Here is a 24,654-nt window from a genome sequence, read left to right on the forward strand (position 1 = left end):
CCTAGCACCTGATCATCTCCCGCACCTTCGCCGTCAACAAATCAAAGGTAAACGGCTTGGTGATCAGCTGCATGCCCGGGTCGAGGAACCCGCCTCGTACCGCCGCGTGCTCGGCGTAGCCGGTAATAAACAACACCTTCAAGTCGGGTCGAAGCTGCCTGCCGATTTCGGCCAGTTGCCGGCCGTTCATGCCCGGCAAGCCCACATCGCTGATCATCAGGTCAATGCGCTGGGTGGACTCGATAATTGGCAACGCACTGTCAGCATCGCCAGCCTCGACAAAGGCGTAACCCAGCTCGCTCAATACCTGGCTGACCAACGCCCGCACGGCCGGGTCGTCCTCAACGATCAAGACGGTTTCGCCGGCATTGGCGAACGGCAGCAGGGCAGGGTCCGCACGCACATCGGCGGTGGGTTGGCCGATAAAGCGCGGCAGAAACAGGCTCACCGTGGTGCCCTTGCCGACTTCGCTATGGATGGTCACATGGCCATGGGACTGGCGCGCGAAGCCATAAATCATCGACAAGCCCAGGCCGGTGCCCTGGCCGATGGGTTTGGTGGTGAAGAACGGGTCGAAGACCCGGCCGATCACGGTGTCCGGTATGCCGCAGCCGTTATCGCTGACACTCAGTTCCACGTAGTCGCCAGGAGTGAGAGTGCCATAGGCGGCGGTGAATACGCTGTCGAGCCGGCGGTTGGTGGTTTCCACCACCAGCTTGCCGCCGCCGGGCATTGCATCGCGGGCGTTGATGACCAGGTTGAGCAGGGCGCTTTCCAGCTGGTTGGGGTCGGCTTCGGCGGTCCAGGGCTCGCCGGTGAGGCGCATGTCCAGGGAAATGCTTTCGTTGATGCTGCGTTGCAGCAGCTCGCCCATGGACGTGACCAGCTCATTGAGGTTGACCGGTTTGGAGTCCAGCGACTGGCGACGCGAGAACGCCAGCAGCCGGTGGGTGAGCCCGGCGGCGCGATTCGCCGAGGTGACGCCCAGGTCGATCAAGCCGTCGAGGTCGTCCAGCTTGCCTCGGGATATCCGCCGGCGCAGCAGCTCCAGGCTGCCGATGATCCCGGTGAGCATGTTGTTGAAGTCATGGGCGATGCCGCCGGTCAATTGGCCGACGGCTTCCATTTTCTGTGATTGGCGCAAGGCTTCTTCGTTGTGACGCAACTGCGCGGTGCGCTCTTCGACTTGTTGTTCGAGGGTTTCCAGGGTGCGCTGCAGGCGCAACTCACTCTGGCTCAGGTCGATCAGGCGGTCGCGCGCTTCATATTGCCGGCGGCGGCCGCGCAGGGCGGCGCTGACCAGGCTGATCAGCGTGATCGGGTGGAAGGGCCGCTCCAGGAACGTCACGTTGCCCAACAGGCCGCTGAGGTGTGACGAGCCGTTCTGCTCGCTGCCGCCGTGATGGGTCATCAGCACAATGGGCAGGTCCGACCAGGCCGGTTGCCGGTGCAAGTGCTCCAGCAGCGGTTCCAGATCGACACCGCGCAGGGCTTCGGCAGCGATGATCAACAAGCCGGCGCCCTGGTCCAGGGCTTCGCAGAGCATCGGCAGGTGGCTGGCAACGATGCCGTTGTAGCCGGCTTCTTTGAGCATCATCAGCGCCAGCGCGCCATCACGGCCCATCGGCGCCAGTACGATTGCGCGTTCGGAGACCGGTGAAAGGCCCGTCACACGCCCTCATCCTTGAGCAGAGGGGAACCGGCGCCCATGTAGGTCGGGATCCCGCGCAATACGCCCTGGAAGTTGTCCAGCGGCTCGCCGACCGTCAGGCCACGGCTGCCGATACGGTATTCGCGGATCGTCGATTCGTGAGAGCCGGTGCGTTTCTTGATGATCGAGATGGCGCGGCGCACCTTGCCCAGGGCCTCGAAGTAGCGCAGCAGAATCACGGTGTCGGCCAGGTAGGTGATGTCGACCGGCGCTTGCATGTCGCCGACCAGCCCATGTTGCGCGACGGTCATGAAAGTCGCCGCGCCCCGGCGGTTGAGGTACAGCAGCAGTTCGTGCATATGCAGGATCAGTGCGTTTTCTTCGGGCATTGCGGCCTGGTAGCCGTTGATGCTGTCGATCACCACGGTCTTGATCCCGCGCTCGTCGACGCAACGGCGCACGCGGTGCGAGAACTCGCCGGGGGACAGCTCGGCGGCGTCCACCTGCTCGATCAGCAGGTTGCCGGTTTCCTGTAGCGCCGCCAGGTCGATGCCCATGTTTTTCATGCGTTCGAACAGCAGCCCCAGTTCTTCATCGAAGATAAACAGCGCGGCTTTTTCACCACGGGCCACGGCGGCGGCGGCGAAGATCATCGAGATCAGCGACTTGCCGGTACCGGCCGGGCCGAGGATCAGGCTGCTGGAGCCGGTTTCGATGCCGCCGCCCAACAGTGAATCCATGGCAGGAATGCCGCTGGTCAGGGTCTGGCGGAGGTAGCCACCGCGGTGCTCGGCCGCCACCAGACGCGGGAACACGTGCACGCCGCCTTGCATGATGGTGAAGTCGTGGAAGCCGCCACGGTACTTCTGGCCGCGGTATTTCACCACCCGCACCCGGCGCCGTTCGGCACCGTAGTTGGGGGTCAGTTCTTCCAGGCGAATCACGCCGTGGGCCACACTGTGCACGGTTTTATCGAGGGATTCGGTGGTCAGGTCATCCAGCAGCAGCACGGTGGCGTCGTAGCGCACAAAGTAGTGCTTGATCGCCAGGATCTGCCGGCGATAACGCAACGAGCTTTGTGCCAGCAGGCGGATTTCCGAGAGGCTGTCGATAACCACGCGGGTCGGCTTGACCCGTTCCACTACCTCGAAGATCTGGCGGGTGGCTTCACCCAGTTCCAGGTCGGAGGAGTACAGCAGGCTCTGCTGGTGCTCGGCGTCGAGCAGGCTTTCCGGCGGGGTCAGTTCGAAGATATGGATATTGTCATCCAGGTCCCAGCCGTGGGACTTGGCGCCCTGGCGCAATTCGCGCTCGGTTTCGGAGAGCGTGATGTACAGCGAACGCTCTCCGGCTTTTGCCCCGGCCTGCAGGAAGTGCAGGGCGACCGTGGTTTTACCGGTGCCAGGCTCACCTTCCAGCAGGAACAGGTGGCTACGCGATAGCCCGCCGGAAAGAATGTCATCAAGACCTTCGATGCCGGTGGCCGCTTTTTCGGATAACTGCGCGTTGGATGTAGACAAGAAGTGCCCTCAGGTCACATACGAGTAGAGGATGCGCGCCGTTGATATCGGAGCGCCATACTCTCTTGACCGTAGCGCTTTGCCACGGTTCCAACCTGTTGCTAAAACTACAGACCCTGCTGGAGTGCGGGGTCATCCGGATTCTGCTGTTCAAGCTGGGCGAGCAGCACTTGCACGTTCTGCAACTGGCCGCTTTCTTTCCAGTAGTTGATCAGCAGCACGCGCGCCTTGCGATTGGCCGGGTGGCGCTGAAGGATTTCTTCCAGCTGGCGCTGGGCAGCTTCCTGTTCATGCTGGGCGTGCAGGGTGGTGGCCAGGTCGTAGCGGTAATCCTGGTTGTCCGGCTCAAGTTCCACCGCCTTGGACAAGCCGAGCAGCGCATAGGGGCGCTCGCCATGGTGCAGCAGCCACATGCCCAGGGCATGTTGCAGGTAGGCCGACTCGGGGTGCGCCGCCAGCTGCCGCGCCAGCAGTTGGCGGGATTCGTCGGTCTTGCCTTGCTTGTCGAGCAATTCGATCTGCGCCACCCCGGCTTGCAGGTTATCGGGTTGCAAGCGCATGGCCTGTTCCAGCGCATTTTGCGCGTCGGGCAGCAGGGCGCTGTGGATATACAGGCGCGCCAGTTGAATCCAGCCCTCGGCCGTTTCCGGCTGCGCCTTGAGCGTCTTTACGAACTCATCCAGCACCTGCTGCAACGGGCCGAAGTACAGGCCCAAGGTGTCGGGGGACAGCCCGAGCAAGGCATTGGCAGCGGCAAACCGTACGCCCTGGTCGGGATCATCCAGCGCCGGGCCAAGCAGCAGCGTGCGCTGGCCACTGGGCACCAGGCCGACGATGCTGTGAATGGCAGCCTCGCGCACCAGCGGTGACTCGCTGGCCAGGTCTTTATCCGCCAGTTTCAAGGCCTGGGGGCTGGGGTAGTTGGGCAATTCGGCGTGCAGCGCGGCGCGGCGTTCGGGCGACAGGTCCGGGCGGCCCAATTGCTGGTACAGCACACGGGCCGCGCCGGGCTCGCCGTTATGCGCCTGTTTCAAGGCTTTGGAGTAACCGTGGGCAATGGCCGGCGGCACGGCCACCGGGGTGGCGCGGGAGAAATACCAGGTGAGCAGCACAATAAACAACAGGGCGCACAGGCCGACGATGGCGTAACGGCGTGACTTTGACATGCAGGCGTCCAGCAAGAGCAAAGCCGTCAGCTTCGGTCAGACCAGGGCAGGTGTCAAACCCGCATCAGGTCAGCACGTAGTCCACCGGTTCGAGGGCCGGCGGCAAATCGGTTTCGCCCAGCGCCGCGAGCACTTCGCGCTCCAGGGTGCGCAGCAGGGCATTACACGGCAGGTCGTTTTCATCGAAGCCAAACGGATCTTCGAGGTCATCGCCGATCTCATCCAGGCCAAAGAAGGTGTAGCTGACGATGGCGGTGAACACTGGTGTCAGCCAGCCCAGGGGTTCGGCCATGGCGAACGGCAGGAGGATGCAGAACAGGTAGATGGTGCGATGCAGCAACAGGGTGTAGGGGAAGGGCAGCGGCGTGGTCTTGATTCGCTCACACGCAGCCTGCACCTGGCTGAGGCTGACCAGCCGCGCTTCCAGCTGGGTGTAGCGCCATTCACTGAGTACGCCTTGCTCGGTCAGCGCGGAAAACCGCGCGCCTACCTGTTGCAGCACGTTGTCCGGCAGGTTGGGGTGGTGTTTGTCCACCGCCGCCCATGGCGTGATCGCCCGGGCTTCGTCTTCATGGCGCAAGCGTGCGATCAGGCCGTGGGCAAAACCGCACAGGGCGCGCAGCAGGCCGGCGCGCTCGGCCGGGTCAATGAGCAGTTGGGTTTCGCGGATCAGCGAGCGCACGTCAATGATCATCTGCCCCAACTGCTTGCGGCCCTCCCACCAGCGGTCATAGCAGGCGTTGTTGCGAAAGCTCATGAAGATCGACAGCGACAGCCCGAGCAGGGTGAAAGGCGTAGCGTTGACCTTGGAGAAATACGCCGGGTGCAGGGTTTCGACCAGCACAATCACCGAGGCCAGCAGGGTCACCAGCAGGCTGCGCAGGGCGATGCGTTTGGCAATCGAGCCCTTGAGGGAAAACAGGATGCCGAGCAGGTTGGGTTTGGGACGTACGATCATCGCGGGGCTTCTTTGGTGGCGCAGGCCCACAGGTTAGAAGGCCGCCTGGTTGCCGTCCAATCGCTTGGGCTGACCGGCCGATCAGCGGGATCGATGATTGGCCAAACCAGTCAACGATATTGAAGGCTTTGACCATTGCCGCTATGCGGCTGCAGAGCGACCATCTGGCCCAATCGTGCACAGTCCAAGGAAACAATAATGCAGATTGAAAACAAGGTATTCCTGGTCAGCGGCGGCGCTTCGGGCCTCGGCGCGGCCACCGCGCAAATGCTCGTAGCCGCCGGTGCCAAAGTGATGCTGGTGGATATGAACGCCGACGCCGTGGCCGCCAAAGCCCGGCAGCTTGGTGACAATGCACGCAGCGCGGTGGCAGACATCAGCCAGGAAGCCGCCGCCGAAGCGGCCGTAAACGCCGCTGTGGAAGCCTTTGGTGGGCTGCACGGCTTGGTCAACTGCGCCGGCATCGTGCGCGGCGAAAAAATCCTCGGCAAAACCGGCCCCCATGGGCTGGCCAGCTTTGCCCAGGTGATCAACGTCAACCTGATCGGCAGCTTCAACCTGCTGCGCCTGGCCGCAGCGGCGATCGCTGAAACCGAGGCGAATGCCGAAGGCGAGCGTGGCGTGATTATCAACACCGCCTCCGTCGCCGCGTTTGACGGGCAGATCGGCCAGGCCGCCTATGCGGCCTCCAAAGGCGCGATTGCCAGCCTCACCCTGCCGGCCGCGCGTGAACTGGCGCGCTTCGGCATCCGCGTGATGACCATCGCCCCGGGCATTTTCGAAACCCCGATGATGGCCGGCATGACCCCCGAGGTGCGCGACTCCCTGGCCGCCGGCGTGCCGTTCCCGCCGCGTCTGGGCAAGCCCGCCGAATACGCCGCGCTGGTGCGGCACATCATTGAAAACAGCATGCTCAATGGCGAGGTGATCCGTCTCGACGGCGCCTTGCGCATGGCTGCCAAGTAAGGAAGATTCCCCATGACTGATCCCATCGTGATTGTCAGCGCCGTGCGCACGCCCATGGGCGGGTTCCAGGGCGACCTCAAGGGCCTCACTGCGCCGCAGCTCGGCGCTGCTGCAATCCGCGCGGCGGTCGAGCGCGCCGGCATTGCCACCGATGCCGTGGATGAAGTGCTGTTCGGCTGCGTGCTGCCGGCTGGCCTCGGCCAGGCGCCGGCACGGCAGGCTGCACTCGGCGCCGGGCTGGACAAGTCCACCCGCTGCACGACCCTCAACAAGATGTGCGGCTCGGGTATGGAAGCGGCGATCCTGGCCCATGACTCGCTGCTGGCCGGTAGTGTCGAGGTGGTAATCGCCGGTGGCATGGAAAGCATGTCCAACGCGCCGTATCTGCTGGACCGCGCCCGCAGCGGCTACCGCATGGGCCACGGCCGCGTGCTTGACCACATGTTCCTCGACGGCCTTGAAGACGCCTACGACAAGGGCCGCCTGATGGGCACCTTCGCCGAAGACTGCGCCCTGCATAACGGCTTCAGCCGTGAAGCCCAGGACGCCTTCGCGATTGCCTCGCTGACCCGTGCGCAGGAAGCCATCACCCATGGCAACTTCGTCGCCGAGATCGTCCCCGTGCAGGTCACCGTCGGCAAGGAACAAAAAACCATCCTGCACGACGAGCAGCCGCCCAAGGCCAGGCCGGACAAGATCGCCAGCCTGAAACCGGCGTTCCGCGAAGGCGGTACGGTGACGGCGGCCAACTCCAGTTCGATTTCCGATGGCGCAGCGGCCCTGTTGCTGATGCGCGCGTCCGAGGCGCACAAGCGCGGCCTCAAGCCGCTGGCGGTGATCCACGGGCACGCCGCGTTTGCCGACGAGCCGGGGCTGTTTCCGGTGGCGCCGGTGGGAGCGATCCGTAAGTTGATGAGCAAGACGGGCTGGACACTCGATGAGGTCGATCTGTTTGAAATCAACGAAGCCTTCGCCGTGGTCAGCCTGTTGACCATGAGCAAGCTGGAAATCCCGCATGCCAAGGTCAACGTGCACGGCGGTGCCTGCGCCCTCGGCCACCCGATTGGCGCGTCCGGCGCGCGCATCCTGGTGACGCTGCTCTCCGCCCTGCGCCAGAAAGGCCTCAAGCGTGGTGTTGCGGCCATCTGCATCGGCGGCGGTGAAGCCACGGCCATGGCCGTTGAATGCCTGTATTGAGGATTTTTTATGCTGCCCAATGACGAACAACTGCAAATCAGCGATGCGGCCAGGCAGTTCGCCCAGGAGCGTCTCAAACCCTTTGCCGCCGAATGGGACCGCGAGCACCGTTTCCCCAAGGAAGCCATCGGCGAAATGGCCGAGCTCGGCTTTTTCGGCATGCTGGTGCCCGAACAGTGGGGCGGTTGCGACACCGGCTACCTGGCCTACGCCATGGCCCTGGAAGAAATCGCCGCCGGTGACGGCGCCTGCTCGACCATCATGAGCGTGCACAACTCGGTGGGCTGCGTGCCTATCCTTAAGTTCGGCAACGATCAGCAGAAAGAGCAATTTCTCAAGCCCCTGGCCAGCGGCGCCATGCTCGGCGCGTTTGCGCTCACTGAACCGCAAGCCGGCTCCGACGCCAGCAGCCTGAAAACCCGCGCGCGCCTCGAAGGCGACCACTACGTGCTGAATGGCTGCAAACAGTTCATCACCTCCGGGCAAAACGCCGGGGTGGTGATTGTGTTTGCGGTGACCGACCCGGCAGCCGGCAAGCGTGGAATCAGCGCGTTTATCGTGCCCACCGATTCGCCGGGTTACAGCGTGGCGCGGGTAGAAGACAAGCTCGGTCAGCATGCATCGGACACCTGCCAGATCCTCTTTGAAGACCTGAAAGTGCCCGTGGCCAACCGGCTTGGGGAGGAGGGCGAAGGCTACAGGATCGCCCTGGCCAACCTCGAAGGCGGCCGCGTGGGCATTGCCTCGCAGTCCGTCGGCATGGCCCGCGCGGCGTTTGAGGCGGCTCGCGACTACGCCCGCGAACGCGAAAGCTTCGGCAAAGCCTTGATCGAACACCAGGCCGTGGCGTTTCGCCTGGCCGACATGGCCACGCAAATCGCGGTCGCGCGGCAGATGGTGCATTACGCCGCCGCCCTGCGGGACAGCGGCAAGCCGGCGCTGGTGGAAGCGTCCATGGCCAAGCTGTTCGCTTCGGAAATGGCCGAGAAAGTCTGTTCCGCCGCCTTGCAAACCCTCGGTGGTTACGGTTACCTGAGCGACTTCCCCCTGGAGCGCATCTACCGCGATGTGCGGGTCTGCCAGATTTACGAAGGTACCAGCGATATCCAACGCATGGTCATCTCACGCAATCTCTAAGGAGCCGATACATGAGTTACGAAACCATTTTGCTCGAAGTCCAGGGCCGCGTCGGGCTGATTACCCTGAATCGCCCACAAGCCCTGAACGCGCTGAATGCGCAGCTGGTGAGCGAGTTGAACCAGGCCCTGGACGGCCTGGAAGCCGACCCGCAGATCGGCTGCATTGTGTTAACCGGCTCGAAAAAAGCCTTCGCCGCCGGCGCCGACATCAAGGAAATGGCCGAGCTGACCTACCCGCAGATCTACCTGGACGATTTGTTCAGCGACAGCGATCGCGTGGCCAACCGCCGCAAGCCGATCATTGCCGCCGTCAACGGCTTCGCCCTGGGTGGCGGCTGCGAGCTGGCGCTGATGTGCGACTTTATCCTGGCCGGTGACGGCGCCAAGTTCGGCCAGCCGGAAATCAATCTCGGCGTGCTGCCGGGCATGGGCGGCACCCAGCGCCTGACCCGCGCGGTGGGCAAGGCCAAGGCCATGGAAATGTGCCTGACCGGGCGCTTTATCGACGCGGTGGAAGCCGAGCGCTGCGGGATCGTGGCGCGCATCGTGCCGGCCGATGAGCTGCTGGAAGAGGCCTTGAGAGTTGCCACCCTGATCGCTGGAAAGTCGGTGCCGATCAGCATGATGGTCAAGGAAAGCGTGAACCGCGCGTTTGAAGTGAGCCTGTCCGAAGGCGTGCGCTTTGAGCGCCGGGTGTTCCACGCGGCGTTTGCGACGCTGGATCAGAAGGAAGGCATGGCCGCGTTCGTGGCCAAGCGTGCGCCGGAGTTCAAGGACAAATAACTTCGACCTCACCCACACTGGAAATCTAAATGTGGGAGGGGGCTTGCTCCCGATGGCGGTGTATCAGTCGGCTTATGGCTAGCTGACCCACCGCAATCGGGAGCAAGCCCCCTCCCACAGTTGCTTTCTGGGGTGTCAGTTAGAGCTGGTAGTTTTTCAGCTCTCTGGCAATCACCATCCGCTGAATCTCGCTGGTCCCTTCGTAAATCTGCGTGATCCGCGCATCCCGGTAGTAGCGCTCCACCGGGTAATCTTCCAGATACCCATACCCGCCATGAATCTGCATCGCCGAGGAGCAGACCTTTTCGGCCATTTCCGAGGCGAACAGCTTGGCCTGGGAGGCTTCCGACAGGCATGGCTTGCCGGCAGAGCGCAGGCGCGCGGCGTGCAGGATCAGCAGGCGGGCGGCATTCAAGCGGGTTTGCATATCGGCCAGCAGGTTGGCCACGCTTTGGTGCTCGATGATTGCCTTGTCGAACTGCACCCGGTCACGGGCGTAGGCCAGCGCCGCTTCGAACGCCGCACGGGCGATGCCCAGGGCCTGGGCGGCGATGCCGATGCGGCCGCCTTCCAGGTTCGACAGGGCAATGGCCAGGCCTTTGCCGCGCTCACCCAGCAGGTTGGCTTCGGGCACCGTGCACTGGTTGAGGGTTACGGCGCAGGTGTCGGATGCGCGAATGCCCATCTTGTGTTCGGTGCGGTCGACCACAAACCCCGCAGTGTCGGTGGGCACCAGGAATGCGGAGATACCTTTTTTGCCCAGCTCGGGGTCGGTCACGGCAAATACGATGGCCAGCTTGGCGCGCTTGCCGTTGCTGACAAACTGCTTGGCGCCATTGATCACCCATTGGCCATTCACCAATTCTGCACGGGTGCGCAGGTTGTGGGCTTCGGAGCCGGCCTGGGGTTCCGTGAGGCAGAAGCAGCCAATCGCCTGGCCGCTGGCGAGGTCAGCCAGCCAGGTTTGTTTTTGCGCATCTGTGCCGTAGTTGAGGACAGGCCCGCAACCGACTGAATTATGGATACTCATCAGCGCGCCAGTGGCGCCATCACCGGCTGAAATTTCCTCAACCGCCAGGGCATAGGCCACGTAATCGACATAGGTGCCGCCCCATTCTTCGGGCACCACCATGCCCAGCAGGCCGAGTTCGCCCATCTTCGCCACCAGCGCGTCGTCGATCCAGCCGGCTTTCTCCCAGGCCTGGGCGTGGGGGGCAATCTCGCCACGGGCAAAGTCGCGCGCCATGTCGCGGATCATTACTTGTTCTTCTGTGTATTCAATGTCTTGCATGATTTAGTTCGCAACCTGCTCGAAGTGATGGAAGAAGCTCTCGACATGGGTTTTGTCCAACCCATGGAGTGTCGGCGGGTTCCAGCGTGGCTGTTTGTCCTTGTCGATGATCAGCGCGCGAACCCCTTCAATCAGGTCACCGCGTTCGAACCATTGACGGTCCAGATGCAGTTCCAGGGCAAAGCATTGCTCCAGCGGCAAGCGACGGCCGCGACGCAGCATCTCCAGGGTCACGGCCATGGCCAGGGGCGAGCGTGTCTGCATCAGGTCGACGGTGTGCAGCGCCCATCCATGGCTGTCGGCAACGGTGACTTGCTGCAACTGCTCGACAATGCTCGGTACGTCCGGCAGGCCGAAAAAATGGTCGATGGCCGGGCGCAGGGCCGCCAGCGGCGCGTCAGGCAATTGCTGCACGGCCAGCTTGGCGAGTGCGCCCTGCAAATCCTTGAGTGGGGATTCGTGCCATTGCAGGTGGTCGAGTTTGTGGTCGAGGTCGTTGAGCTTGTGGCTGTCCAGGTACCAGTCCGCCAGGCCGCAGTAGAGCGCGTCGGCCGCACGAATCTGCACGCCAGTCACACCGAGATAGATGCCCAGCTCGCCGGGAATACGCGGCAGGAAGTAGCTGCCGCCGACGTCCGGAAAGTAACCGATCGCCACTTCAGGCATGGCCAGGCGGCTGCGTTCGGTGACCACACGCAGGTCCGCGCCCTGCACCAGGCCCATGCCGCCGCCCAGCACAAAGCCGTCCATAAGGGCCAATACGGGCTTGCGGTAATGATGGATGGCCAGGTCCAGTGCATATTCTTCAACGAAGAAGTCCTGGTGCAGGGTGTCGCCAGCTTTGAAGCTGTCGTAGAGGGAGCGGATGTCGCCACCGGCGCAGAAGGCCTTTTCGCCGGCGCCGCGCAGGACCACGGCATGCACTTGGGGGTCATCCGCCCAGGCTTGCAGCTGTTGGCTCAGGCTGCGGACCATGCCGAGGGTGATGGCGTTCAGGCCGGCGGGGCGGTTGAGGGTGAGGTGGCCGATATGGTTGCGTACTTCGGCCAGTACGTCGTCCTGCGGTACATCGGTGCTGCTTGCTTCGGCTGAAACCTGAGCAGTCATCTGTAACTCCCTGCTTTTATTGTTCTTTATCAAGATGTTCGCGGACGAACCTTCTCGCGATCGTACCAGTGCAAATTTGCCCAGTACAACCCGGAATCATGCAGGTCGTTTTTGCATTTATGCAGAGCGCCGAGGCGCTGCTCAGGGCACCCGGCTTGCCAGTACCTCACCGATGCTGCGGCGCCGCGCGTGGTGCTCTGCCGCGTGGATCAACTGTTCCAGTTCCGTGGGGGCTACGTCGTAGAACTGCTCCATGTCGGCCAGCGCCAGTTTCAAGTCCGCGGCGGTGATTGCCGGGTCCCGACCGGCAGCCAGGTCCGGCAGCACAACCGCCGGGGCCTCGGTTGCGCCCTTGGGATAACGCGTGCGCGTGGCGTTGTTGTAGGCCAGGGCGCAGGCGAGCAGGGCGCCGGCGCCCAGCAGTACTGCGCCCAATTCATGCCAGCCAAGAGCAGCAGAGGCCGGGTCGGCGAGTACGAGGGTCATGGCCAGGCCGCCGGCCGGCGGGTGCAGGCAGCGCAGCCAGCACATCAGCACCACCGCCATACCCGCCGCCAGGCAGGCACCGCCGAGGGTGCGCCCGAGCACGCGTGCAACCAGCAAGGCCACGACACCGGCGCACAAGTAGCTGCCGATGATCGACCAGGGTTGGGCCAGCGCACCGGACGACACCGCAAACAGCAACACCGCAGACGCCCCCAGCGGACCCAGCAAGTGCAGTGCCACCTCCATGCCAAAGACCTGGGCACATAACCAGACACTGAACAGGGTGCCCAGCGCCATGCCAATGGCGGCGCGACTCCATTCGGTGGGGCGGGTATTGATGGCAGCGGGGAACCAGCGAGCGAGCATTGAAAGGCAATCCATAAACGGCGGGCAAAAAAAAGGCTTGTCTGGTTGCCCGGAAAAGCCCTTTGAAAGTTCCAACATTGGGGGAAGGAACTTGTGCAGTGTGCCGCGCCGTTCAACACAGTTCCAATGCATATTAATGAGGGTTAAATACAATAAAAATGGATTTAAACGTCTTGGGCCAATACGGGCCGACGGATCATGGAGAAACAGCTCCGTTGAGCTTTCCCAGAACTCGGTATTTGCGCAAATTCAGATGCTTCCTACGTCTGCTTTTTTGAGTGCGCTGATAATCTCGAAGCCCCGAAAACCAAGTCGGGGTCGAGTGATTCAATACGTCATTACAGAGGGATTCTGATTGAGAGCATTAGTTTGTCTTGGGGATAAAACCACATATGGCAAAGTTATTTCAGCCACGGCAACGTGGTTTGAAGGTAACAAAGCCATTGCTCAAACGGCTGACCTCGCTCAATGCAGTCAATGCAAAGGGGCCTTTCCCATATTTGGAACAGCGTTCGACTGGTCGGAGAGGCAGCCTTATGCCGCCACGGGCGATAGAGTGCTTTGCGGATGTCCTGACCATGTGGTTTATGGCTCTACCAGTCAGTACACCACCGCAACTTCAAGTCCGATGCACGTAACTGCCCACGCTTCACGCTTTAGTGCTTGCGCATCAGGCTCAAAAAGCTTTGCGAGATCGTTTTCCATCACTGATAGCGATACAGGTCGGCCATTAGCTCACCGGGCGTACATAGTTCTGGTTGATGGGCATCGAAAGGCAGGACTCACTGATGCCAACGGCATTGCCATCGTGGAAGCACCTACGGCGAACTCCGTGATTGCACTTCATGTAGTTTTCCAAGCTCCCGCTCGTGAGCTGACTGAGTTCTCGGAGGAGGTCGGATGAGCACCGAAACCTTCACGACAACAGCCCAGGCGCAAGAAGTGACGCCCGACCAGTTAGCAACCTTCGTTTCTATCACCGTCAACGACCGCGCCGCTACCCGTGAAGCGATTATCAAAAAAATCCGCTCACGAAGTGCAACGTTCGTTGATCGATCGTCATGGGGAGCACTGAAAGGCAAGCCTGAGATGGTTATGGATTGGGACTACACCATGATTGCCTTGCACCATGCAGGGCGAAGCCATAGCTGCGCGCCCGGTGCAGAGCAGATGCAGGCAGTTCAAAAAGGCCACCTGAGCCAGAAGTATGACGACATCGGCTATCACTATGGAATCGATTGCACCGGGCAGATTTTCGAAGGTCGCGACATTCGGCTTCAGGGGTCGAGTGTTTTCAAGTTCAATACTGGGGTGATTGGTATTGTACTGCTGGAAAACCTGACAACACCGGACGAGGGAGGCGACTGGGTAGCCAAGGGCCGTGTGTTCCTTGACAGCATGGGTTACGGCAGCACCAACCTGATTCCGGCTGTTCAAATTGTCGCGCTGATGCATTTGATCGAATCCCTGAAAAGCGTATTCGTTATCAAGCACCTTGGTGGTCACCGGGAATACCCAGGACAGGCGTCCGAAGGAAAAATTTGCCCCGGCAACATTGGAATGGAGTTGGTGAGAAATATCAGGATCGAGACACAGTTGCTGCAGCCGCCGGCACCGAGAGAATGAAAAAACTATTGATCGCAGGCGTATCGGCGTTGCTGTCGACGCTCTACATTGGCTATTACGATGCTCTTGAGGATGGCGACGTCACTGCGGTGTTTTTCATCAAAAAACACCCTACGTTTCAAATGAAGTTTTACAACATCCATGCCAATGACGGCGAAATCAGACAAGTTGAACACCTCACCGGCGAGGATCGGAAGTGGATCCTCGACTACTGTAGATATCGCCTTGGAATCGACACCCAACTGAAAACCCAAAGCGACATTGAGAGGTGCAGGAAGAAATAGCATCCAGGATGCAGGGTCGGGTAAACGACTGGCAAAAACGGATCAACGAGAAATAGCAGTGTTGAGCTTTCCCAGAACGCGGTCACTGGTTTCTTCGTTGAACCAGTGTTTACGCAAGTTTGCCTGCAGCCCTGGGTCACTGCCCAGTGGCCCATTCAACGCCAGCAGGGCATTGCGCAGTTCCATCAGCCGATGCAATGGCGGACCGGGCAGGTAGCCAACGTGTACTTCATCGCGGGTGTCGAGCGATATATCATCTGGCACGGCGTTGTCCTCTAGCGTGCTTGTTGTGATCCATGGCACGTGGCGGTAGATAGATACCGCACTCGGCAATCGGAGTTTACATTTGGCGTTCGAACACGGGAAAGGGAAAAGGCACCAGTCATTACGCATAGCTGTGTAGGAGCTTTCCGCGCGGGCCGCGCCGACGCGAGACTCAAGGTCGTGGTGTTTGGGCCAAGTGCAGTAGCACGTAGGGGTCTTTGTCGAACTCACCGGTGAGGACCGGGGTGAGTTCTCGAAAGCGCGGGTCGGTCAACCCTTGGTAATCCGCCTGGCTCATTACCAGCCAGGCAGGTCCTTGTAAGGGCGCCAGGTCGCCCTGTTGCCGGGTAAACAACGGCACTTGGTCGCAGTCGAGGTTGACCATGTATTTGATTGCCTTGGCGTCTTTGCCCAGGCCGTGCAGCACCACCGGCGCCCGTTGTTGCATCACCTGCTCGTGCACGCGCAGCGTAAAGGTACGGGTGTCGTAGACAGTGCGCACCAATGGCTCGACTACGCCGATATACGTGGCCCACACCCCCAGCACCGCAATAAACGCCGGACCCAGCAGCCGCAGGTTTGGCTTGAGCAAGGCCAGCAACGCCAAGGCCTGCAGCGCTCCCAACACAGCGAACACCAGCCCCAGGTCACTCAACGGCTGCGGATAACGGCGGCGCGCGAATGCCAAAACCACGATCAAAAATGTCGGCAGCAGCGTCCACAGCCCCAGCATCAGCCCCCGCAACCAGGCGAACAGGCGGCCCTCGGTGACCTGGAACGGATACGCCGCAATCATGGCTGCCATGGGTAGCATCGGCAGTATGTAGCGCGCCTTTTTGGCTTGGGGAATCGACAGCCCCAGCATCACCAACAGGCCTGCAGCGGCGCAATACAGCACCAACTGCAGCGCCGGCTCGGGCGTGCGCCGCCCACCCAGTGCGATCGCCAGGAGTACCAGCAGCGCCAGCGGATAGGCCATGGCGTAATTGCCCAATGAGCTGGTGAAGTAATACAACACGCCGCTGGAACCTTCGCTGCCGTCCATGCGCCCCAGGAACTGCATGCGGATGACGTCCTGCATGAAGCTTTCGCCGCCACTGAGCTTGGCCATCAGCAGCAACAGGCCGATACACGCCAGCAGCAGTGCCAGCGCCAGCAAGCCGAAGCTGAACAGCTGGCGCCATTGGCGGTTGATCAGGTAATAGCTGCACAGCACACCGGTAGGAACCACCAGGCCGATCGGCCCACGGATCGCGAAGCCGAGAATCAGCAGCAGGTACAACCAGTGCAGGCGTTTACCCGCGCCGAAGTGATCATGCGCATAACCCAGGTAGAACACCGCCAGGGTAATTGCGGCGAGCATCTGGTCGAGGGACACCGAGCGGGTTTCGCTGATGAACGTACTGCTGAGCAACAGTACGGCGATGCTCAGCAGGCCCCAGCGCGGGGAGTACGGCGCGGTGAGGCGATACACCAGCATGACGATCACCGCCGACGCCATTGCCGTAGGTAACCAGGCCGTCAGGCTGGTGACCTGGCCCAGGGGCAACGACAGCAGCCAGGTCATCAGCGTCGAGGTGGCCAGGTAATCGGCGTACGGCTGCCCATAGGTCGTGGGGAAAAACCCCGGCCCATGGCGCAGCATCTCCTGGGCGAACAGCACAAAACGCGAGTCGAAGCCGATAATCGCCTGGTGCCAGCTGCCGGCGATAAACAGTAACAACGCGAGCACGCCCAAGCCGAGGGATTGGCGGCGGATCGTGGCAGTCAGCAGGGGCGGTTGCGCTTTGTTCACGTATCAGGCTTCCACGACCTGCGGCAGCCACTGCTGTTGGGGAATCGGCAGTTGGCAGGAGTCCCCTCGGCCAATCGGGAAATACTGAAAGCCTTTGCGCGACAGGCGCTCGCCGTCGTACAGGTTGCGGCCGTCGAAGATCACCGGGGTTTTCAGGCGCTGGTGGATCAGGTCGAAATCGGGCGCCTTGAACTGCTGCCACTCGGTGCACACGATCAGCGCGTCGGCACCGGCCAGGGTCGACTCCGGGGTGCCCATCAGCATCAGGCGGGCTTCGTCGCCATAGATGCGCTGGGTTTCCTGCATGGCTTCCGGGTCGAAAGCGCGCACGTTGGCGCCGGCGGCCCACAAAGCTTCCATCAGCACGCGGCTGGGGGCATCGCGCATGTCGTCGGTGTTGGGCTTGAAGGCCAGGCCCCACAGGGCGAAGGTCTTGCCGCGCAGGTTGCCCTTGAAGAACGCATTGATACGTTCGAACAGTTTGCTCTTCTGGCGCTGGTTGATCGCTTCCACGGCTTCGAGCAAGTCACTGGAGCAGTTGGCCTGCTTGGCGCTGTGGATCAACGCGCGCATGTCCTTGGGGAAGCACGAACCGCCGTAGCCGCAGCCGGGGTAGATAAAGTGGTAGCCGATGCGTGAGTCGGCGCCGATCCCCAGGCGCACGGACTCGATGTCTGCGCCCAGGTGCTCGGCCAGCTCGGCGATCTGGTTGATAAAGCTGATCTTGGTCGCCAGCATGCAGTTGGCGGCATACTTGGTCAGCTCGGCGCTGCGCAGGTCCATGAAGATGATGCGGTCATGGTTGCGGTTGAACGGCGCGTACAGGTCGCGCATCACCTCGCGTACTTCTTCGCGCTCACAGCCGATGATGATGCGGTCCGGGCGGCGGCAGTCGGCAACGGCGGAGCCTTCCTTGAGAAACTCCGGGTTGGAGACGATATCGAACTCCAGGTGCCGGCCGGCCACACGCAGGGCTTTTTCGATGTGGGCGCGCAGGGTGTCGCCAGTGCCCACCGGCACGGTGGATTTTTCCACCAGGATCACCGGCTCGGTGCGATGGCGGGCCACGGCATCGCCCACCGACAGCACGTATTTCAGGTCGGCCGAACCGTCTTCATCGGACGGCGTGCCCACCGCGATAAACAGCACTTCGCCGTGCTCGACGGCGAGTTTTTCATCAAAGGTGAAACGCAGGCGCCCGCTTTCCAGGTTCTCCTTGACCATGGTTGCCAGCCCTGGCTCGAAGATCGTCACATGGCCCTTTTGCAGGGACTCGACCTTGTTCTTGTCGACATCCATGCAGATCACGTCGTGACCGACTTCGGCTAATACGGTGGCCTGTACCAGGCCGACGTAACCACTACCAAATACACTGATTTTCATGGGGCATTCCTGGGACTTGAAGCGCTAGCACGACGAGAGTTGATGACCAGCACACCGAGGATGACCAAGGCCACCCCCAGGGTTTTTGAAAGCGAAAAATCTTCGTTGAAGACCGGCAGGCTGGCGGCCAGCAGGTACACCAGCGCGTAGCTGATGCTCAGCAGCGAATAGGCCCGGCCCAGCGGCAGGTGCTTGAGTGCGCCGAGCCAGCAGAGCATCGACAGCGCATAGGCCAGGATCGCCAGCAGCACTACGCCAAGCGCGCCCAGATCGATGTGCGCGCTGAGCCATTCGTTGGGCAGCGGCAGGCGCGTCATGCTCCAGCGCATGCCCAGTTGGGCCGCGCTGACCAGGCCGACGCTGCCCAGGGCCAGGGCAAAGCCTGTGGCCCGGCTCATACGTGACGCCCCAGCAATACGACGCCACCAATCACCAGCGCCACGCCCAGCCAATGGCGGCCGTCGATGTGCTCATGGAACACAAAGCGCGCCACTAACGTGACCAATACAAAATTCAGGCTGAGCATGGGGTAGGCAATGCCCACTTCCAGGCGTTGCAACACCAGCAGCCATACCAGCAGGCCCAGGCCCAGGCACACCAGCGCGGCCCACAGCCATGGCGAGCGCAGTTTCAGCGCCCAGCCCTCAGGCAGCTCGCGCCAGCTTTCCACCGCGAACTTCTGCGACATCTGGCCCATGCAGGTCAGCAGGCAGGCGGCCAATAACAGCAGCAGGGTGATCATTGCGTCACCTGGGGGAAGATCAGAATCACGATATTGCCTTGCTCATAGCGCTGACCGTCATCGGGCAGCAAAGCGACTTCGGCAATTTCGTCGTCACCTTTAACGCGCATCACCACGCCAACCGAACCTTTTTTGCGCGCCTCGCTCATCCACTGCTGAACCTGGCTGGTGTCCACCTTGTGATGGCCGGCATCCGGGTAGGCGAGGCCGTATTTCACTTCGCCGACGGTGTTGTAGAGCGTTACTTGCGGGCGCCCCAGGCGCCATGACAGGGCTGAAGCCGCGCCGAGGTCATTGCTGAGCAGGGCGGTGGTCGGCTGCAGCGCTTGCAGGTGGTCGATGATGAATTGATCCGGGGTCTTGTTGTAGACCACCGAATGGGGCAAGGCGGCCGGCAGCAGCGCGACCATCAGCCAGCCGCCGATGGCCGGTGCAGCCCACAGTTTCAGCGGGCGTGCGGCCTGCAGCAGGTTGACGATGATCCAGCCGAACAGAAAGGCAAACACCAGCACCAGGCTGAGGGTTTCCTGGCCGTGTTCGTACACCGGCTTCTTCAATTGGAACCAGGTGAGGGCGAGCAACACCACAATGCCGAGGATCAGGTTAAGCCAGCCGTTGATGCGCAATACGCGGCCACGGCCCTCGGCGAGTTTGTCGGCGAGCGTCGAGCCCATCAGCAAGGCCAGGGGCAGCAGGCACGGCATGATGTAGGAGGGCAGCTTGCCTTTGGCCAGGCTGAAAAACGCCAGGGGCATCAACAGCCACAGCAACACAAAGCCGGTTTTTGCCGTGCGCTTGTGCAGCCACGCCTGTTTCAGGGTCGACGGCAGCAGCGCCACCCACGGCAGGCAGAACGCGACCAGCAGCGGCAGGTAGTACCAGAATGGCTCGCTGTGCTGGGCGTCTTCGCCGGCAAAGCGCTGGATGTGCTCATGCCAGAAGAAGAAGTTCCAGTAGTCCGGTTCCTGCAGGTGCACGGCCAGGGCCCACGGCAGGCTGACCACAATCGCCACGACCACGGCCACGAGGCCATAGCCCAGCAGTTCGCGAAAGCGTTTCTGCCAGATCGCGTAGGGCAGGGCGATCAGGACCGGCAGCAGCCACGCCAGGAAACCCTTGGTCATAAAGCCCATGCCGCAGGCAAACCCCAGCAACGCCCAGGCCCCCAGACGCCCATTGCGGGTGGAGCTGTCGAAGCAGAACCACAGGGCCACGCCGGTCAGGTTGACCCAGAAGGTGAACTGCGGGTCGAGGTTGGCATAGCCACCCAACGCCGCCACGCTGACGAAGCTCATGTAGAGCACGGTGCTGATCAGGCTTTTTTGCGGGTCATTCCACAACCGGCGCGACACCAGGTACACCAGCAAGATGCTCAAGCCAGTGCTCAAGGCCGAGGCAAAGCGCACGCCGAACAGGTTCTGCCCGAAGATCGCCTGGCCCAGCGCGATCATCCAGTAACCGGCCGCCGGTTTCTCGAAGTAGCGGATGCCCATGAAGTGCGGCGACGCCCATTTGCCGGTCAGCAGCATTTCCTGGCTGATTTGCGCGTAGCGGGTTTCGTCCGGGATCCACAGGCCGTGGGTGGCCAGCGGCAGCAGATAAAACACGCCAAAGGCCAGCAGGAGCAGGGGCAGCGCCCAGCGGCGGATCATGCCTGTTGCACTCCGAGCCAACCCTCACGACCACTCAAGGCTCCGCGCACCAGCTGTTGCCGGGGCAGGGTGGTGACGTCGGCAGGCAGCAAATCGCCCAGCGGAGTGAAGTCAATACCGCGCTGCCCGGCCTGGGCGAGCAACTGGCGGAAATCATTGGCCATCAGAATCCCTTCTACTTCTGCGTGGATCGTGTAGACGTTGAGCTTGTCTTCCTCAAAGCGATTGAGGATGAAGTCATTGAAGTCCTTGGCAGCCACTACCGGCCCGACGACTTCGTCGAAGGTCGGCAGGTCTACCGGAATTTGTGGCGTACCGGCGCTGCCATCGGCCAATGTCGGCCGAAACAGGCTGGTACCCCGGCAATCGCTGTTGTAGCGAAAGTTGAAGCCTTGCTTGGCTTGCACCACGCGCTCATCGGCGCGCCAACCGGCGGCCGCAGAGCAATCGACGCGTTCACCGAGGATGTCGCTCAGGGTGTCGACGCCGCGTCGGATCTGTTCGATCAGCTGCGCTTCGCTCCAGCGCCCGGTGTTGGCCTGCCAGCCATGGTGATCCCAGGCATGCAGGCCGACTTCGTGCCCGGCGGCCTTGGCCTGGCGCATCAGGTGGCCCAGGTCGCGGCCGATCGGTTTGCCCGGCCAGGCGGTGCCAGCCAGCAAAATATCCAGGCCATACAGGCCCACGGCGTTGGAACGCAGCATCTTCCACAGGAACTGCGGGCGGATCAGGCGCCACAAGTGGCGCCCCATGTTGTCCGGGCCGACACTGAAGAAGAACGTCGCCTTCACCCCCGCTTCATCCAGGGTTTCGAGCAGCCGCGGCACGCCTTCACGGGTGCCACGGTAGGTGTCGACGTCGATGCGCAAGCCTGCTTTCATTACTTTTTGTCCGCGATTTCGAGCATGGCTTCACGCAGGAAGAAATCCAGGGTGTTGCCGATGGTTTCGCTCATCTCCACGCTCGGCTCCCAGTTCAACAGGCGCTTGGCGTTTTCGATGCTGGGCTTGCGGTGCGCCACGTCCTGGTAACCGGTGCCGTAGAACGCCTTGCTTTCTACGTCGCGGAAACCGGCAAACGGCGGGAAGTTGCCGCGCAGCGGGTGGGCTTCGAACTGACGCAGCAGCTCTTCGCCCAACTGGCGGATGCTGGCTTCGTTTTCCGGGTTGCCGATGTTGATGATCTGGCCGTCGCACACGCCATTGTCGTTATCGATGATGCGCGCCAGGGCTTCGATGCCGTCGGCGATATCAGTGAAGCAGCGCTTCTGCTCGCCACCGTCGAACAGGCGGATTGGCGTGCCTTCCACCAGGTTGAGGATCAGCTGAGTGATCGCACGGGAGCTGCCGATACGCGCCGAATCCAGGCGGTCCAGGCGCGGGCCCATCCAGTTGAACGGACGGAACAGGGTGAACTTCAGGCCTTTGTCGCCGTAGGCCCAGATCACCCGGTCCAGCAGTTGCTTGGAGACCGAGTAGATCCAGCGTTGCTTGTTGACCGGGCCGACCACCAGGTTGGAGGTGTCTTCGTCGAAGTACTGGTCCTGGCACATGCCATAGACTTCGGAGGTCGACGGGAAGATCACGCGCTTGTTGTACTTGACGCAGTAGCGCACCAGCTTGAGGTTTTCTTCGAAGTCGAGCTCGAACACGCGCAGCGGGTTGCGGGTGTATTCGATCGGCGTGGCGATGGCCACCAGCGGCAGGACCACGTCGCACTTCTTGATGTGGTACTCGATCCACTCGGTGTGGATGCTGATATCGCCTTCCACGTAGTGGAAGTTGGGGTGGCTGCGCAGGCGTTCGATGGCGTCGGAGCCGATGTCCAGGCCGTAGACCTCGTAACGGTCGTCACGCAGCAGGCGCTCGGACAGGTGGTTACCGATAAAGCCGTTCACGCCGAGGATCAGCACGCGGGTACGGCGAGGCTTGCGGCCCGACTCGGCGCCGCGCAGTACCGAACCGTCGACCAGGCCCAGCTCATCGGCCAGGGACGGGCCGGCCAGGTACAGGCCGGTGGCGTTGCGCTGGCCGAACTTGACCACCAGCGAGTCTTCACCGCAGGCGATGCGCAGCGGGTTGACGCTGATTACACGGCCTGGCGCCAGGCCTTCGTTGCCTTTGACGACTTCAGCGTTCCACACGATCAGCTTGTGCTCGCCCACCGCGCAGAAGGCGCCTGGGTAAGGTTGGGTCACGGCGCGGACCATGTTGAATAGCGCTTCAGCCGGTTGTTTCCAGTCCAGCTTGCCATCGGCGGCGCTGCGGCGGCCGAAGTAGGTGGCCTGGCTTTCGTCCTGGGCGGTTTCGCTCAGTTTGCCTTGGGCCAGTTGCGGCAGAGCGTCGCGCAGCAGCGTGGTGGCCGCGTCACGCAGCTTGGCGTGCAGGCTCAGGCCGGTGTCGTTGCGCTCGATGATGACTTTTTGCTGGGCCAGGATGGCGCCGGCATCGGCACGCTTGACCATGCGGTGCAGGGTCACGCCGGTTTCGGTTTCGCCATTGACCAGCACCCAGTTGGCCGGCGCACGGCCACGGTATTTGGGCAGCAGCGAGCCGTGCAGGTTGAACGCGCCTTTGCTGGCGGTGGCCAGCAGCGGCTCGCTCAGCAGATTGCGGTAGTAGAAGGAGAAGAGATAGTCCGGGTTGAGCTTGGCGATGCGCTCGATCCACAGCGGGTGGTTGGCGTCTTCCGGAGCGTGCACGGGGATGCCGTTGCGCGCGCACAGTTGGGCCACGGAGCCGTAGAAGTTGTTTTCCTTGGGGTCGTCGGCATGGGTGAACACGGCAGCAATTTCGTAACCCGCAGTGAGCAGGGCTTCGATGCCTGCACAACCAATGTCGTGGTAGGCGAATACAACAGCTTTTGAACTCATGACTGAACCTGATCGGAAGAGGTGGAGGTATGGGAGGACGTCAGGCCGTCAACGACGACCACAGGTGCCGGTGCTGCCGGTTGGTTGCGCAGCACTTTTTCAATAAAGAACCGCGGGCGCGCACGCACATCGCTGTACATGCGGCCCAGGTACTCACCCAGCAGGCCCATGCCGATGAACTGGCCACCGGTGAACACGAACAGCACGGCAAACAGCACGAACATGCCGTCGCCGGCCCATTCGGCACCAAAGGCCAGGCGCAGCACGATCAGCGCAAAGGCGAACAGCATGCCCAGCGCCGCCAGGCTGAAGCCGACGATGGACAGCAGGCGCAGCGGGGTGGTGGTCATGCAGGTGAGCAGATCGAACATCAGGCTGATCAGGCGCATGGCGCTGTATTTGGATTCGCCGTGTTCACGCTCGGCGTGGTGCACCAGGATCTCGGTGGTGTGGCGGGCAAAGCCGTTGGCCAGGATCGGGATAAAGGTGCTGCGCTCGCGGCAGGCGAGCATCGCGTCGACGATGGTGCGGCGGTAGGCGCGCAGCATGCAGCCATAGTCGGTCATGGCCACGCCGGTGGAACGTTGCACGGCCAGGTTGATCAGGCGCGACGGCCAGCGGCGAAAGGCCGAGTCCTGGCGGTTGTTGCGTACGGTGGCCACCACGTCGTAACCCAGGGCGGCTTGTTCGACCAGGCGCGGGATTTCTTCGGGTGGGTTTTGCAAGTCGGCGTCGAGGGTGATCACCACCTCGCCCCGGCATTGCTCGAAACCGGCCATGATCGCCGCATGCTGGCCGTAGTTGCGGTTGAGGATCACCGCCACCACGTGGCTGCCGTCTTGCGTGGCGGCGTCTTCCAGCAGTTGGGCGGAGTTGTCGCGACTACCGTCATCCACCAGGATGATTTCGTATTCGTAGGCCAACTGCTTGCAGGCTGCCGTGGTGCGGCGCAGCAATTCAGGCAGGCTGTCTTGTTCGTTGTAGACCGGTATAACGATCGACACGCAATGAATAGGGTAGGGTTTCAAAGATTCAAGACCTCGGGGTTAGAGCAACTTGGCGCGTGAAAACAGCAGCAATCATTGGGCAAACAGGCAGCCCGCAAATGTAAAGGCGGCGTGAAAGGTGAAGCATAATCAAAAGGTTAGTCGGTAAAGCGGAGTTTGCCATGAAGTGCTGTGTTTAAGATTAAGCGTAAAAATGTGGAACAGATATGAAAGGCAGATGAAAAACTCGTTTATTTGACAGGTAGACAGCTAGGGTTCAGCTAGATAACTAAGGCATTACGGCCTTTAGTTGCACAGCACAGTAGGAACTGTCTGTAGGGTATTTGGTTCAACGGCGCCAAGGCGCCAGCACCGGCAAATTTTATTCAAGAATCTTCTCTGCAATGCGCCTCAAGTGCC

At 61.8% G+C, this 24,654-nt stretch carries 23 protein-coding genes; 7 read left to right on the plus strand and 16 right to left on the minus strand.

Annotation, left to right across the window (positions count from 1 at the left end; all coding sequences use genetic code 11):
* Nucleotide 1: 1 nt before the first annotated feature.
* The 4 genes from AC0IYH_RS00905 to AC0IYH_RS00920 form a co-directional block, all read right to left on the minus strand.
* Nucleotides 2–1,672, minus strand: coding sequence for an ATP-binding protein (locus tag AC0IYH_RS00905; protein WP_116627944.1), 1,671 nt, complete (start codon nucleotides 1,670–1,672; stop codon nucleotides 2–4).
* Complete coding sequence (locus tag AC0IYH_RS00910; protein ID WP_116627945.1) at nucleotides 1,669–3,171, minus strand: ATPase domain-containing protein; 1,503 nt, start codon at nucleotides 3,169–3,171, stop codon at nucleotides 1,669–1,671. Before AC0IYH_RS00910 ends, AC0IYH_RS00905 begins: the two co-directional genes overlap by 4 nt.
* A 107-nt stretch (nucleotides 3,172–3,278) precedes the next feature.
* Nucleotides 3,279–4,337 (minus strand): tetratricopeptide repeat protein, encoded by a 1,059-nt coding sequence (locus AC0IYH_RS00915; RefSeq protein WP_471832707.1) that lies wholly within the window; start codon nucleotides 4,335–4,337, stop codon nucleotides 3,279–3,281.
* Nucleotides 4,338–4,401: 64 nt separating this feature from the next.
* On the minus strand, nucleotides 4,402–5,295 hold the full coding sequence (locus tag AC0IYH_RS00920; RefSeq protein ID WP_471832708.1) for a bestrophin family protein: 894 nt from the start codon (nucleotides 5,293–5,295) through the stop codon (nucleotides 4,402–4,404).
* A 198-nt stretch (nucleotides 5,296–5,493) separates the two neighbouring features.
* Here AC0IYH_RS00920 and AC0IYH_RS00925 point away from each other — a divergent pair, with 198 nt between their 5' ends.
* The 4 genes from AC0IYH_RS00925 to AC0IYH_RS00940 are packed head-to-tail and all read left to right on the plus strand — an operon-like array spanning nucleotide 5,494 to nucleotide 9,380.
* Complete coding sequence (locus AC0IYH_RS00925; RefSeq protein ID WP_116627948.1) at nucleotides 5,494–6,261, plus strand: SDR family NAD(P)-dependent oxidoreductase; 768 nt, start codon at nucleotides 5,494–5,496, stop codon at nucleotides 6,259–6,261.
* Nucleotides 6,262–6,273: 12 nt separating this feature from the next.
* Nucleotides 6,274–7,458 carry an acetyl-CoA C-acyltransferase gene (locus AC0IYH_RS00930; protein WP_471832709.1) on the plus strand — a complete coding sequence of 395 codons (1,185 nt, stop codon included), beginning with the start codon at nucleotides 6,274–6,276 and terminating at the stop codon, nucleotides 7,456–7,458.
* 9 nt (nucleotides 7,459–7,467) lie between these two features.
* Entirely contained in the window at nucleotides 7,468–8,595 is a 1,128-nt protein-coding gene (locus AC0IYH_RS00935) for an acyl-CoA dehydrogenase (protein ID WP_471832710.1), read from the plus strand.
* Between the two features lie 11 nt (nucleotides 8,596–8,606).
* Nucleotides 8,607–9,380, plus strand: coding sequence for an enoyl-CoA hydratase (locus AC0IYH_RS00940; RefSeq protein ID WP_471832711.1), 774 nt, complete (start codon nucleotides 8,607–8,609; stop codon nucleotides 9,378–9,380).
* 139 nt (nucleotides 9,381–9,519) lie between these two features.
* Here the strand turns inward: AC0IYH_RS00940 and AC0IYH_RS00945 are convergent, their stop codons facing one another.
* From AC0IYH_RS00945 to AC0IYH_RS00955, 3 genes are all read right to left on the minus strand, one after another.
* On the minus strand, nucleotides 9,520–10,671 hold the full coding sequence (locus AC0IYH_RS00945) for an acyl-CoA dehydrogenase family protein (protein ID WP_471832712.1): 1,152 nt from the start codon (nucleotides 10,669–10,671) through the stop codon (nucleotides 9,520–9,522).
* Between the two features lie 3 nt (nucleotides 10,672–10,674).
* Nucleotides 10,675–11,778, minus strand: coding sequence for an enoyl-CoA hydratase/isomerase family protein (locus AC0IYH_RS00950; protein WP_471832713.1), 1,104 nt, complete (start codon nucleotides 11,776–11,778; stop codon nucleotides 10,675–10,677).
* Nucleotides 11,779–11,919: 141 nt separating this feature from the next.
* Nucleotides 11,920–12,630 (minus strand): HPP family protein, encoded by a 711-nt coding sequence (locus AC0IYH_RS00955; protein WP_116627954.1) that lies wholly within the window; start codon nucleotides 12,628–12,630, stop codon nucleotides 11,920–11,922.
* A gap of 355 nt (nucleotides 12,631–12,985) precedes the next feature.
* Here AC0IYH_RS00955 and AC0IYH_RS00960 point away from each other — a divergent pair, with 355 nt between their 5' ends.
* The 3 genes from AC0IYH_RS00960 to AC0IYH_RS00970 are packed head-to-tail and all read left to right on the plus strand — an operon-like array spanning nucleotide 12,986 to nucleotide 14,540.
* Nucleotides 12,986–13,534 carry a PAAR domain-containing protein gene (locus AC0IYH_RS00960; RefSeq protein WP_471832714.1) on the plus strand — a complete coding sequence of 183 codons (549 nt, stop codon included), beginning with the start codon at nucleotides 12,986–12,988 and terminating at the stop codon, nucleotides 13,532–13,534.
* Nucleotides 13,531–14,256, plus strand: coding sequence for an N-acetylmuramoyl-L-alanine amidase (locus AC0IYH_RS00965; RefSeq protein ID WP_471832715.1), 726 nt, complete (start codon nucleotides 13,531–13,533; stop codon nucleotides 14,254–14,256). Before AC0IYH_RS00960 ends, AC0IYH_RS00965 begins: the two co-directional genes overlap by 4 nt.
* Nucleotides 14,253–14,540: a hypothetical protein gene (locus AC0IYH_RS00970; RefSeq protein ID WP_471832716.1), complete on the plus strand. Its 288-nt coding sequence runs from the start codon at nucleotides 14,253–14,255 to the stop codon at nucleotides 14,538–14,540. The genes AC0IYH_RS00965 and AC0IYH_RS00970 overlap by 4 nt, the downstream gene beginning before the upstream one ends.
* A 42-nt stretch (nucleotides 14,541–14,582) precedes the next feature.
* Here the strand turns inward: AC0IYH_RS00970 and AC0IYH_RS00975 are convergent, their stop codons facing one another.
* From AC0IYH_RS00975 to arnC, 9 genes are all read right to left on the minus strand, one after another.
* Nucleotides 14,583–14,804, minus strand: coding sequence for a hypothetical protein (locus AC0IYH_RS00975; RefSeq protein ID WP_471832717.1), 222 nt, complete (start codon nucleotides 14,802–14,804; stop codon nucleotides 14,583–14,585).
* A 172-nt stretch (nucleotides 14,805–14,976) separates the two neighbouring features.
* A complete protein-coding gene (locus AC0IYH_RS00980) occupies nucleotides 14,977–16,599 on the minus strand; it encodes an ArnT family glycosyltransferase (protein ID WP_471832718.1) in 1,623 nt (540 codons plus the stop codon).
* 3 nt (nucleotides 16,600–16,602) lie between these two features.
* A complete protein-coding gene (locus tag AC0IYH_RS00985; protein WP_116627957.1) occupies nucleotides 16,603–17,982 on the minus strand; it encodes a UDP-glucose dehydrogenase family protein in 1,380 nt (459 codons plus the stop codon).
* The gene (arnF, locus tag AC0IYH_RS00990; RefSeq protein WP_122772147.1) at nucleotides 17,979–18,380 is read right to left on the minus strand and encodes a 4-amino-4-deoxy-L-arabinose-phosphoundecaprenol flippase subunit ArnF; all 402 of its coding nucleotides are present in this window, start codon (nucleotides 18,378–18,380) and stop codon (nucleotides 17,979–17,981) included. The genes AC0IYH_RS00985 and arnF overlap by 4 nt, the downstream gene beginning before the upstream one ends.
* Nucleotides 18,377–18,724, minus strand: a complete 348-nt coding sequence (gene arnE, locus AC0IYH_RS00995) for a 4-amino-4-deoxy-L-arabinose-phosphoundecaprenol flippase subunit ArnE (RefSeq protein ID WP_471832719.1) — start codon at nucleotides 18,722–18,724, stop codon at nucleotides 18,377–18,379. The genes arnF and arnE overlap by 4 nt, the downstream gene beginning before the upstream one ends.
* Nucleotides 18,721–20,376, minus strand: a complete 1,656-nt coding sequence (gene arnT / locus AC0IYH_RS01000; protein ID WP_471832720.1) for a lipid IV(A) 4-amino-4-deoxy-L-arabinosyltransferase — start codon at nucleotides 20,374–20,376, stop codon at nucleotides 18,721–18,723. The genes arnE and arnT overlap by 4 nt, the downstream gene beginning before the upstream one ends.
* Entirely contained in the window at nucleotides 20,373–21,257 is an 885-nt protein-coding gene (gene arnD / locus AC0IYH_RS01005; protein ID WP_471832721.1) for a 4-deoxy-4-formamido-L-arabinose-phosphoundecaprenol deformylase, read from the minus strand. Before arnD ends, arnT begins: the two co-directional genes overlap by 4 nt.
* Nucleotides 21,257–23,248 (minus strand): bifunctional UDP-4-amino-4-deoxy-L-arabinose formyltransferase/UDP-glucuronic acid oxidase ArnA, encoded by a 1,992-nt coding sequence (arnA, locus tag AC0IYH_RS01010; RefSeq protein WP_471832722.1) that lies wholly within the window; start codon nucleotides 23,246–23,248, stop codon nucleotides 21,257–21,259. The genes arnD and arnA overlap by 1 nt, the downstream gene beginning before the upstream one ends.
* Complete coding sequence (gene arnC / locus AC0IYH_RS01015; protein WP_116627963.1) at nucleotides 23,245–24,276, minus strand: undecaprenyl-phosphate 4-deoxy-4-formamido-L-arabinose transferase; 1,032 nt, start codon at nucleotides 24,274–24,276, stop codon at nucleotides 23,245–23,247. Before arnC ends, arnA begins: the two co-directional genes overlap by 4 nt.
* Between the last annotated feature and the right edge of the window lie 378 nt (nucleotides 24,277–24,654).

It is taken from the genome of Pseudomonas sp. AC463 (assembly GCF_979253585.1).

Excerpts from the sequence above, each read along its gene's own strand:
- AC0IYH_RS00915 (WP_471832707.1), bottom strand. The coding sequence starts at position 4,337 with ATGTCAAAGTCACGCCGTTACGCCATCGTCGGCCTGTGCGCCCTGTTG.
- AC0IYH_RS00920 (WP_471832708.1), bottom strand. The coding sequence starts at position 5,295 with ATGATCGTACGTCCCAAACCCAACCTGCTCGGCATCCTGTTTTCCCTC.
- AC0IYH_RS00925 (WP_116627948.1), top strand. The coding sequence starts at position 5,494 with ATGCAGATTGAAAACAAGGTATTCCTGGTCAGCGGCGGCGCTTCGGGC.
- AC0IYH_RS00930 (WP_471832709.1), top strand. The coding sequence starts at position 6,274 with ATGACTGATCCCATCGTGATTGTCAGCGCCGTGCGCACGCCCATGGGC.
- AC0IYH_RS00935 (WP_471832710.1), top strand. The coding sequence starts at position 7,468 with ATGCTGCCCAATGACGAACAACTGCAAATCAGCGATGCGGCCAGGCAG.
- AC0IYH_RS00940 (WP_471832711.1), top strand. The coding sequence starts at position 8,607 with ATGAGTTACGAAACCATTTTGCTCGAAGTCCAGGGCCGCGTCGGGCTG.
- AC0IYH_RS00945 (WP_471832712.1), bottom strand. The coding sequence starts at position 10,671 with ATGCAAGACATTGAATACACAGAAGAACAAGTAATGATCCGCGACATG.
- AC0IYH_RS00950 (WP_471832713.1), bottom strand. The coding sequence starts at position 11,778 with ATGACTGCTCAGGTTTCAGCCGAAGCAAGCAGCACCGATGTACCGCAG.
- AC0IYH_RS00955 (WP_116627954.1), bottom strand. The coding sequence starts at position 12,630 with ATGCTCGCTCGCTGGTTCCCCGCTGCCATCAATACCCGCCCCACCGAA.
- AC0IYH_RS00965 (WP_471832715.1), top strand. The coding sequence starts at position 13,531 with ATGAGCACCGAAACCTTCACGACAACAGCCCAGGCGCAAGAAGTGACG.
- AC0IYH_RS00970 (WP_471832716.1), top strand. The coding sequence starts at position 14,253 with ATGAAAAAACTATTGATCGCAGGCGTATCGGCGTTGCTGTCGACGCTC.
- AC0IYH_RS00985 (WP_116627957.1), bottom strand. The coding sequence starts at position 17,982 with ATGAAAATCAGTGTATTTGGTAGTGGTTACGTCGGCCTGGTACAGGCC.
- arnF (WP_122772147.1), bottom strand. The coding sequence starts at position 18,380 with ATGAGCCGGGCCACAGGCTTTGCCCTGGCCCTGGGCAGCGTCGGCCTG.
- arnE (WP_471832719.1), bottom strand. The coding sequence starts at position 18,724 with ATGATCACCCTGCTGCTGTTATTGGCCGCCTGCCTGCTGACCTGCATG.
- arnT (WP_471832720.1), bottom strand. The coding sequence starts at position 20,376 with ATGATCCGCCGCTGGGCGCTGCCCCTGCTCCTGCTGGCCTTTGGCGTG.
- arnD (WP_471832721.1), bottom strand. The coding sequence starts at position 21,257 with ATGAAAGCAGGCTTGCGCATCGACGTCGACACCTACCGTGGCACCCGT.
- arnA (WP_471832722.1), bottom strand. The coding sequence starts at position 23,248 with ATGAGTTCAAAAGCTGTTGTATTCGCCTACCACGACATTGGTTGTGCA.